At 36.2% G+C, this 10,215-nt stretch carries 8 protein-coding genes and 1 pseudogene; all 9 read right to left on the bottom strand.

From position 1 onward, the window contains the following. Nucleotides 1-86: 86 nt before the first annotated feature. Entirely contained in the window at nucleotides 87-797 is a 711-nt protein-coding gene (locus ABXH34_RS15110) for a GDSL-type esterase/lipase family protein (RefSeq protein ID WP_353572718.1), read from the bottom strand. Nucleotides 798-1,255: 458 nt separating this feature from the next. Beyond that, on the bottom strand, nucleotides 1,256-4,132 hold the full coding sequence (locus tag ABXH34_RS15105) for a response regulator (protein WP_353572717.1): 2,877 nt from the start codon (nucleotides 4,130-4,132) through the stop codon (nucleotides 1,256-1,258). 89 nt (nucleotides 4,133-4,221) lie between these two features. Further along, nucleotides 4,222-5,172 (bottom strand): Rpn family recombination-promoting nuclease/putative transposase, encoded by a 951-nt coding sequence (locus ABXH34_RS15100; RefSeq protein ID WP_353572716.1) that lies wholly within the window; start codon nucleotides 5,170-5,172, stop codon nucleotides 4,222-4,224. 9 nt (nucleotides 5,173-5,181) lie between these two features. Then, nucleotides 5,182-7,200: a ribonuclease catalytic domain-containing protein gene (locus ABXH34_RS15095; protein WP_353572715.1), complete on the bottom strand. Its 2,019-nt coding sequence runs from the start codon at nucleotides 7,198-7,200 to the stop codon at nucleotides 5,182-5,184. 225 nt (nucleotides 7,201-7,425) lie between these two features. Beyond that, nucleotides 7,426-8,691 carry a valine--pyruvate transaminase gene (locus ABXH34_RS15090; protein ID WP_353572714.1) on the bottom strand — a complete coding sequence of 422 codons (1,266 nt, stop codon included), beginning with the start codon at nucleotides 8,689-8,691 and terminating at the stop codon, nucleotides 7,426-7,428. A 189-nt stretch (nucleotides 8,692-8,880) separates the two neighbouring features. Beyond that, entirely contained in the window at nucleotides 8,881-9,606 is a 726-nt protein-coding gene (locus tag ABXH34_RS15085) for a hypothetical protein (protein ID WP_353572713.1), read from the bottom strand. Between the two features lie 51 nt (nucleotides 9,607-9,657). Next, nucleotides 9,658-9,906, bottom strand: coding sequence for a tetratricopeptide repeat protein (locus ABXH34_RS15080; protein ID WP_353572712.1), 249 nt, complete (start codon nucleotides 9,904-9,906; stop codon nucleotides 9,658-9,660). Next, nucleotides 9,857-10,003, bottom strand: a complete 147-nt coding sequence (locus ABXH34_RS15075; RefSeq protein ID WP_353572711.1) for a tetratricopeptide repeat protein — start codon at nucleotides 10,001-10,003, stop codon at nucleotides 9,857-9,859. The genes ABXH34_RS15080 and ABXH34_RS15075 overlap by 50 nt, the downstream gene beginning before the upstream one ends. Continuing rightward, nucleotides 9,954-10,103: pseudogene (locus ABXH34_RS15070) on the bottom strand (tetratricopeptide repeat protein); the annotation flags it as partial. The pseudogene ABXH34_RS15070 and the gene ABXH34_RS15075, both read right to left, overlap by 50 nt. Between the last annotated feature and the right edge of the window lie 112 nt (nucleotides 10,104-10,215).

Raw genomic sequence — 10,215 nt, 5'->3', positions numbered from 1 at the left:
TGAGTGTGTATTTAGGCAACAACATACAACCAGTATTTATAATAATGTAATTTATCACTTTCTACCAAATGATAGTAATTTGATTTTTAAAGCAATCGGTTCTGATTCAAAAATGTCTTAATGGCTTGGATAAAGGCAACATAACCTTGCTGATTTAAATGTATGTAGTCATGAATATAATATTCATCCTTAAGTGCCCCATTTTTATTTTTCATGTGGCGAGCAATATCGAGATAATAATAATTTGCTCGATTATCTGCATACTGTTTAATTAATTGATTGAAACGCTCTATTTTTTCATTATCCACTTGAGAATGTTCTTTAGCTTCACCTAATGGTAGTACGCTATTTAAGACCACAGGTATATTTTTAGGCAGTAAATCAAGCATTTTCTCATAACGGGAAAAACAGTCTGTTACACCACCTTTCCTAAGTGATAAATCATTTACACCAATGTGAACCATTAATAAACTGGCTCTATCCAAGGTTCGATACAATGGAATTCGGTCTGATAAGCCACCAGTCCAGTCCATACTAATACCTAAATTATGGCCTTTTGAGGTGATTTGGCTTATATCGGTTTTTTCCATAATACTGTCACCTAAAAACACAATGTCGCCATCTTGGATACGGCTATTTTTCAGTAAGTGACCTGCAAGCAATCTTTCATAATGCAGTGGTGCTGGGTAAATACCCAATTTATAGGTTGCAGTATGAACAAGATCAGGCTTGACTAATACGGAAACTAATACAATATGAATACAAATTGTATAAATAACAAAAGTTGCTTTTTTCATAGCTATAACCAATTCATTTAACTGAGTGTCATCCAAAATAGAGGACGTGAAAATCAGCCTAAAATTTCAAGTGCTGCACTAGCGTCAAAAAATTATTATTGATGGATTTAATGACAAACTAATTTAGGCAAAATATATTCCATCTTTTTGTTGGGTTTTAATCAGAATTAATTGTTAATTAAATATATATTTCATATAGAAAGGTACACTGATTAGGTTTTTTATATTAAGCAATGAGTGTATTTTATGATGAATGATGCGAACACAATGCAGCCAGCAATCAAGTATTTATAGTTATTATATAAAAGTGATATTGCTTACTCATTATGTTAGAGAATAGTTTATGTAGTATGGTTTAATTCATAAAAAATAATAAATGGGCAGGTATGAAATATCATATTATCAATCGTTTTCCATAATTTTTGATAGATTAGCCCATATTTTAAATAAATAATATATTATGGAGTGGTCTGAGATTGTAATAATTCATGAATCTCATTTAATAATGTTTCTCGATGATACGCACTTTTTTGATAGACTACATGTGCTTTTTCATTCAATTTTCGCCGATCATCTGCTGTAATATCTTTTGCGGTTAACACCACAACAGGAATTTGACTCCAATGCGGGTCTTGATGTAAATAATTGAGAAACTCAAAACCATCCATCTCAGGCATCATCAAATCTAATAAAATAATATTTGGAAGCTCTAGTTCTTTTTCCAGTAATTTTAAACCCTTAATCCCATTACTGGCCTGCATCACTTCCAAACCATCACGACTTAACATGGTGGTTAATAGCTTTAAAGTTGCTTCATCATCATCAATCACTAACACTTTTGGTGATTGATGCAGTGGTAAATATTTTTTCAATAAATTATCAAGCTGTTCTCTTTTAAAAGGTTTAATTAAATAATCAGCAGCACCCAATGAAAAACCAAGCCGTTTATCCTCAATGATGGACAGCATAATTACAGGCACATCAGCCAAATTAGGGTCCGTTTTGAGTGATGATAATACCATCCAGCCATCCATCCCTGGCATCATCACATCCAGCGTGATTGCATCAGGTTTGTTCTCATAGGCTAAACGCAACCCTTCATCGCCTCCCGCTGCCAACCTCACTTGATATCCCAATTTATGTAAATGATTATAAAGTAGTTCTCTAACCGCTGGATCATCATCAATCACTAATATATTGCCCTGTGCGGCTGACAGGCTAATCAATCCAGTTTGCTGATCGTCTTCTGTTGCTGTATGGGTTGGTAGGTGGAAAATAAATCGACTACCTTGACCATGTACACTTTCAACAGTCACATCGCCCCCTAACATTTCGGCAAATCGTTTAGTAATAACCAGTCCTAAACCTGTACCACCATATTTACGTGTCGTTGAAGCATCTGCTTGGGTAAAGGCTTGAAATAATTTGCTTTGTTGTTCTTCAGTCATACCAATGCCTGAATCTGATACAGTGAACCGAATCCATTCCATATCGTCTTCAATGAACCGCTCAGCCTGAAGCTTAATGTGGCCTTTTTCAGTAAACTTACAGGCATTACTCAATAAATTCAGTAAAGATTGGCGAATTTTAGTCAAATCAGAGTGCATGAACCCTAAATTTTTAGAAGAGAAATCTGTATCTAAAATATTATTTTGTCGTGCTGCAAGCGGTTCAATGGTCACAATAACTTCATCTAATAAGGTTTTAATATCAAAGCTTTCAGTATAAATTTCCATTTTACCTGCTTCAATCTTGGAAATATCCAGCACATCGTTAATTAAAGATAATAAATGCTTACCTGCGGCATGGATTTTTTGTAAATCTTCACAAAGGTGTGGCTCTTCTATATCTTCTGCCTCTTCGTGTAACATTTCACTATAACCAATAATGGCATTTAAAGGCGTGCGCAATTCATGGCTCATATTGGCAATAAATTGGCTTTTAGTTAAATTAGCACTTTCAGCTTGTTCTTTGGCTTCAATTAACTCTTCCGTATGCTGTTCTAACTCATTGGCATAGTCAATTAGCTGATTTTCCCTATCCATAAGATAGTTTGCCATGGCTTGGAATGATTTTGCCAAACAGCCTAATTCATCACGCCGATCTACTTCTAAATCAATATCAAAATCACTTTCACCAATTCTTTGAGTGGCTATCAGAAAATCATTAAGCGGTTCAGTAATATGTTTATCCATAATATAATAAAGGATAGTCAGCACCATCAATAACGAAATACCCCCTAAAATGAAAATATACTGCGCACTTTCCCACGCTGTTTGAGCAAATACCACTTTTGGCAATACCGTCACGTAATACCAGCCCGTAGTCACCATTTTAGTTACAACTAAGTAACGGTAATTGCGCGTATCATCAATCACGCCTAAACCACGACGACCATTGACTAAATTATACGTATGCTTCAATCGTTGGCTACCATGTACAAGAATATTGAAATAGCCATCAGCGTTTTTAATCTCATCCATTAGCTTAGAATGGGCAATTAAATAGCCATCATCTCGAAATATCATATTGTAACTATGGGGAATAATAGGTTTTAGTGTATTTTTGACTAAATCATCAAATTCAGCTAAATGATAACCCACCGAGGCAACATGCTCACCATCAATGTCAATTGGCGTAACCCCTGAAATCATCCATTTTTGTTGCGCTTGATTAAAATGGGGATATGTCCAAATAATATTTCGGCCTACATTATGTTCTCTATCCGATAACCAATATTCAGCACTATCCGAAGCCTTAAAACTATCATCTAATTTCTGACACCATTGCGGGTCTTGTGGAGAAAATGAGACTGCGATATTGTCTGCTGTTAAAATATAGGTACTGTCAAAATGGCGGCGTGATACTGAACCATATTGCGCAGTTAAATCATATAAATGTAACACTCTTTGTTGATTTTTTGAGGTCAGCACAATATCTTTATCAACGTAAACACAACTTTGTTCTAGTGGTTTAAAATGTTCGGAACGATTGCGCACAATATTCTGTCCATCTGGTGTAAACAGCTTATTGAATCGAATCATGTTATTAGGCAAAGGTTTATCAGTCAGTGTGTTCCAACGTTGGATTAAAGCCGCTTTGAATATTTCTTGACCTTCTTGCGCCATTGCAAAAAGATGATCTTCTAATTGGCCACGCTGAATAACGAAATCTTTAAGTTGAGCAAGGGTTTGTTTTTCAATTTTATAAGACACCTCAAAATAGCTAATAACAGCCGTTATGACAATCACCAAAGTGACCCATAAGCCGACTTTTGCTAAGGTATTTCGGGTTAATGAGCCTCTTTCCTGTGCTCGACGTTTTCTGCGTTGCATTATATTTATTATCTATATTTTGCTTTTCAATGTTGTTCCAAAGTTGGAAGGTTCTTATTCAAAATGCCATTAGTATAATGTCAACAAGTTTAGTGAGTTAAATCTTTTTTGAGTTGTTCTATTTTATCAATTGAAAGTTCTGTAAGCTCAGCAATGAGATTGATTTCTAAATCTTTAAATAACATCGCCTTAGCTATCTCTAATTTGCTTTGTTGCCAAGCTTCTTGTTTACCTTCTTGTTTGCCCTGTTGCAAGCCTTCTTGCTTACCTTGCTGAAAAGCCTGCTTTTCTTGAGCCTTTATGGTTTCTAAAAACATATTAACCTCCTCACGGTTGCGCATTCTATCTAATTCATTCCAATCAACTTGATCCATTTTATTATGTCTAAACAATTGCTCAAAATAGTTAAGTAATAATGAAATAACCTGCATATCTTCAGTTTTTAATAATTTTGAAAAAGCCCCAGCAAGTGATTCAAAACCATGAATTTCGCCTAAAAATAAGGCGGCTACGCTATTTCCCAATTCTTTTAGTAATTCGACAGGAATTTCATTTTCAGCAAGTTTGAAATATTTAAATTGAAAGCCATAATCGCCTAATAAATCGTGGTGCTCAATCAGCTCCTCAATGCTTTCCGCCGCTGTCCAATTCTGTGCGCCGTTATATAGTACGATCGGAAAAACGGGAGGCAATAGTGTTAATTTTGAATCGGCCTCAATCAGCTTCATGTAAAAACTGGTAATGTAATGCGCGACTCTCAAAGCCATAAATGGGTGTGATTTAGACTGATTTTCCAATAAAATCACAATATAAGCATCATCCCGATAACCAGCTTCGGATTTAAAGTGCACTTTATAGATTATGTCGCTTTCGCGCTTTTTATATTCCTCGGAAATGAATAATTTATCTAGTAATTCAACTTGCTCATAATCAATATCTTGCATCCAGTCAATTTCTTGGAAAAAAGACTCAATAAGCTGCCGAAATAATTTTTTATTAGAAAACAGCTTTTTGTAGCCTAAATCATAAACTTGTGCCATCGTATTGGTTTAAGCTAATTTAAGTCGAATATTGGCCGCCTTCACTCTAATTTTATCAGTTAATGTCGTGACTTTTGTACCGACTGTCAGCTTTTTCGGTGTCGCCAAGAACGCATCAACACCCCATGGATGCATTTCTGCTTTATAACCGCCTTTTACTTCTTCTAATACCAGCGTTTCAATCGGTTGATTTTGCATATTCTGTTTTAAAAATTGCGAAAACCAGCGCTTTTTAGATTCATTTTCTAATTTACGCGCCTCTTTTGCAGTCCGCTCAACGGTGGCCAATACTTTAAATAATTCATCTTGATCGTAAGGTAATTCTTCACCAATCACATGGGCAACTAATTGTCGCTGCATCACTAAATCCGCAAAACGCCGTAATGGAGAAGTGAGCTGTGTATAAGCAGATAAGCCTAAACCACTGTGTCCTCCCGGTTGCAAAGATAGTGCGGAGGCTTTAATTAATCGCCGTATTTTCTGGAATGCCAAAGGCGATGACATCATTTCTTCATCAATCGGTTGTTCTGGTGGTTCTTGAATTCGGTAAATAATCGGCACTTGATTGAGTTGTGCATATTTAGCAGCTAAGTGATTACCTAAAATCATCATTTCTGCAACCAGTTTGTGACTGGCGGAATTAAATTGCACAATTTCTACCGCAATCTGTTCATCATGTACCTTTATGCGATATTCTGGCCGTTGTAACATTAATGCGCCTTCGGCAATCCGTTTGGCTCTCAATTTCTGTGCAACTTGATCTAATTGTTGTAATTTTTCTGCGGTTTCTCCTTTACCCGCTTCAATCATTTCATCACTGCTGATATAGTCTAAACGGTGTTGTACTGTGATGGTTTCACGTCCAATGCTGCTATTAATGACATCACCATTATCATTGATCCATGCCCGAATTACGATAGATGAACGTGGTTGGTGTGCACTTAAGCTGGCAATATCGCAAGACACACGCGGCGGCATCATCAAAATTGTTTGGGTAGGTAAATAAACAGTTGTGCCTCGACGCATTGCTTCACGGTCTAAAGTATCATTGCGATGCACTACACATTCAGGATCAGCGACTGCAATCGTTACTTTCCACGCATCACCATCCCGCTCAATGTCTAAGGCATCATCCACTTCTTTGGTGCTTTCATCATCGATACTAAATGCGACATTGATACAAGTTGCATCGGTGGGTGCAAGCCATGGCTGGACTTCATTTGCTGCATCATTGACGGCGGTGGAAAAGTCTAATTTCAAACCCGCAATAAGTATATCTCGGTCAATGTCGACAGGAAGGCGGCCTATTTTTTGTAAGCTATCCACAACCAATTCACGTGAGTTTAAGCGGTTTGCTTCGGCAATACTGGACACGACTTCATCTACGAGTTTGTCTTTATCACCGCGTAACCATGCTTCCAAACGTTCAGCAAAACTTTCGAGTGGCTCAGGAATCGGCTGCGCTTTAAATTTTTGTTCTGAAGCTGCACCGGGGAAAAATGGAGGGGCTTCCGCTTTAAGTAAACTTAGCATCCATTGTCGTGCTTGGGCTTCTTCTTGTTGTCGATTTTCTTCGCGCTGGCGTTGTAGTTTTAATTCTTCAATTTGTGAGGAGGCACGGGCTTCCCATGTTTTACCTTTACGCTTAAAATATAATTTATCTTCTGCCATCACGCGCCAAATCGCCACAAAATTCTCGGCTGTGACATTATCGCCATAATAAACATCAGCGAAATCTTGAACCTCTGAAAGTTCCAATTCTAATGCACTTTCCCACAAAAACTCTACATCAATATCAGTTTTTAAGTTTATGATGTTACTTTCAATATCTTCTATTTTTGCTTCCCAATCAGACTTATCTCGGGCTTGCAAGGGGTGCTTCCATAACAATTTATCTTCTGCGATGCGTTGTTCACGGCTTTTATTATTCAATGCTTGAATTTTATTTTTAACACGCTTAACTGTGCAGACAAAATCTACATCATCATTATTTTGCGTTGCCCAAATTTGTCCTTCAAAATCACTCACAGCATATCCCTTAATTAATATTGTATTTACCTATGTAACCTATCTTAACATAAAGTTATCTAGGATTTTTTTGATTTTAAATAGCGTATATCGATTGGATAGATTCATTAAAAAATATGCTGGCATGGGTTCACAACGGTGTAAATATAATAAAAAAATGCCTTAGCATCATCAATCTGCTCAAATGCTTATGATGAATAATCTAGCACGATTCCGTTTTGTTGATTACGTCTTTTTGTGGAAAAGAGCTTTCACTTCTTGCGCAATGATTTCAATTCCTTGGCGCACTTGTTGTTCGGGTTGTGCATAATTAAATCGGATACATTGTTGTTTATGCGACCAATTATCTTGTTCAAGCCCTGGAAAAAAATACTCTCCGGGTACAATAATTACTCTACGTTGCTTTAAGCGTTGATACAATTCTAAGGTTGCAATTGGTAAATCTTTAAACCACAGCCAGAGGAAAAATGCGCCTTCGGGTTTATGAATATACAATGGATAGTTTTTAAATGCGGCTTGAAACCACTGTACGGCTTGCTGTGCTTTATGCTGGTAAAACGGTTGAATAATGTCACGACTGATTTGCAAAATTTGTCCACTGCGCATCATGTCCGTTGCTAAGATTGCACCTGTGGTATTGGGGGCTAAACTCATCACTGCATTCATACTGGCTAAAGCCCGAGTGACTTTTTCATCTGCAATCACAATCCCCGTCCGAGTCCCCGGTAAACCCAGCTTAGATAAGCTCAAACATAAAATAATATGTTCATCCCACATCGGTTCAGTATCAGTAAATATAATATTGGGGAACGGTGAACCATACGCACCATCAATCACAAATGGAATCTGCTGTTTTTTTGCTAACTGACTTAGGGTGTGCATTTCGTCATCAGTTAATACATTGGCGGTCGGATTGGTTGGGCGAGAAACACACATTGCACTGATGCTGTCATCGAGATTCAGCGCATCAAAATCGACCCGATATTTAAACATTTGTTGGTCAAAAAATTCAAACTGTGGCTTATTGCCTACAAATAATTGTTCACCAATACTCAAATCGGTATAACCAATATATTCAGGCGCAAGTGGTAATAGAATCTTTTTCTGCTGACCATTCTCAAACTTGCCTGCTAGTAGGTTAAATAAACAAAAAAATGCGGTTTGACTGCCATTGGTTAAGACAATATTTTCAGGTTTCAACGACCAGCCATAAGTTTGATGTAGCAAATTAATCAATGCTTGAATAAAGGCTTGTGAGCCTTGGGGCGCATCGTAATCACCAATCATACGTTCAAAGCGATTGCCATCCGCTAATAGTTGCTCAGTATGTTGACGAAATAAGGTTTGTACTTCAGGAATATGTGCAGGATTACCACCACCTAGCATTAACATAGGCTCATCACTAGATAGGGCAATGTTGATGTCATCCATTAACTGCAAAATGCCTGAATGGCTGGTAAATTTTTGTCCAAATTGGGAGAATTTAATCATGATTTTTGAGTAAGGTGAAGGGCAAGATAGACAGCATTATATTTTGTCTGAATCAGGATTGTCAGAATTTAAAAACTAATAAAGCAAGATGGCCTGATTATTTATATCAGTAATCAGTAAAGTGAAGCTTTTGTATAGCTTAGCCATAATTGTTTAAAAATTCACAAACCATTTTTTATACTGAATAAATTATAGGTTGGTTAACAATGCTTTTGCGACAGTTCCTGTAAAATTTTTCATTTCTTCGGTCATAAGCATATTGTCAAAAGCGGTGTTTTTTTCAGTCATTCTATAACTGACATCACTACCATCTTTTTTGATTAGCATTTCACCTGCTACTTGACAAAATTCATTAGTGTTGGCACTGATAAAGGAGGTATACAATTGAATATTATAGTATTCTATGTTGGGTGCATAATTGCAGTTTACGACGATATCTTCTATGATATTTCCACCACCAGCACTATTTGTTATCGCTATCGATGCTTTTTTAGATAGAATATCCGCATCGATTTTATTGCAGTTTCCATAGGAAGCTTGTTTAGCTTTAGAAATATATTCAAAAGAAATATGGGCTTTTTTAAGCAGACAAGTTTCTGATACGTTGCATTTTCCTGATGCAATTAAATCATCTTTGGATGATAATCCTGTGTCGGCGTCCATTACTATAATCATGATGTCGTTTGTATCTGTTTGAAATTCAACGGCACAAGTTACAGAATCTAAGCATTTACCAAAACTTAAGTTATTTACATATAATTCAATATCTGGCAATTGAAATGCTTTGGGTACCCAAGTATCCCAATTTTCACCACTGATGGTTGTGGAAGGTACTGTAATATGGGCTTTATATATGTCTGCATAACTATTTGAATATATAACAGATAATAAAAGCATGTAAATAATATATTGCATATTTTCTCCAATGCAAGCTTAGTTTAACCATGAAAAAACCTCCTTCATTACTTATCTGAATTTTTCCAATGCCCATTTACGATTATTGTTTGCAAATTTGTGATTAGGGTCAATTTTCAAGGCTTTGTCATAACTGGCTATCGCTTCTTCATATTTGCCTAAATCATAAAGTGAAACACCACGATTGTACCAAGCCAAAGCATAATCAGGTTTAATTTTCAAAGCTTTATCATAACTTGCTATTGCTTCTTCATATTTGTCTAAGTAGTGAAACACCACGATTGTACCAAGCCAAAGCATAATCAGGTTTAATTTTCAAAGCTTTATCATAACTTGCTATTGCTTCTTCATATTTGTCTAAGTAGTGAAACACCACGATTGTACCAAGCCAAAGCATAATCAGGTTTAATTTTCAAAGCTTTATCATAACTTGCTATTGCTTCTTCATATTTGTCTAAGTTATGAAGTGAATTACCATGATTATTCCAAGCATGAGCATAATCAGGTTTAGGTAGTCATGCAAAATATAGTGCCAATCATTATGAGTTAATTTAATGAATTGATAATGAATGATATAAAAACATATTTTACAGAATAGTAATTCTATGT

The organism is Candidatus Albibeggiatoa sp. nov. BB20, from assembly GCA_016744725.1.
Lineage (GTDB): Bacteria > Pseudomonadota > Gammaproteobacteria > Beggiatoales > Beggiatoaceae > Albibeggiatoa.
Note: the sequence above shows the minus strand (reverse complement) of the source record. Positions and strands in the feature narration are given on the sequence as shown.